Origin of the sequence: Corallococcus sp. AB038B, assembly GCF_003668955.1 — a bacterium.
Classification (GTDB): Bacteria; Myxococcota; Myxococcia; order Myxococcales; family Myxococcaceae; genus Corallococcus; species Corallococcus exiguus.
This window is the reverse complement of sequence record NZ_RAWO01000468.1, coordinates 1-378: the sequence shown is the minus strand read 5'-3', so window position 1 is coordinate 378 and position 378 is coordinate 1. Positions and strand designations below refer to the sequence as shown.

Here is a 378-nt window from a genome sequence, read left to right as displayed (position 1 = left end):
ACTGCGCGCCCTGGCTCTGCTGGGTGACGTTGACGCTCTGGGCAAGCTGCTTGTCCAACACCAGCCGGCGGTAGAGGCGGCTGGCCTTGCCGGTCCCGAGCGCCGTGGCCAGCACGTCCGCGGTGGCGTCCCCGTCCTCGAAGTACCCGGGCGACAGCCACTGGATGGACAATAGGGGCAGCGTGGCCACGCGCTCCTCGTGGCGGATGACCACGGGCTGCGCGAGCTTCACCGAGGCGACCTCGGGCTTCGTCGGCTTGGGGTGGCTGGGCAGCGAGCCGAAGTACTTCTCGATGAGGGCCTTCGTCTTCGCCACGTCGAAGTCACCGACGACGGCGAGCGTGGCGTTGGACGGCGCGTACCACTTGCGGAAGAAGT

At 68.5% G+C, this 378-nt stretch carries 1 protein-coding gene; it reads right to left on the bottom strand.

What is annotated here, in order from left to right; genetic code table 11:
* Positions 1-378, bottom strand: a 378-nt coding sequence (locus tag D7Y04_RS43915; RefSeq protein ID WP_147477417.1) for a pitrilysin family protein, incomplete at both ends; no start/stop codon positions are given.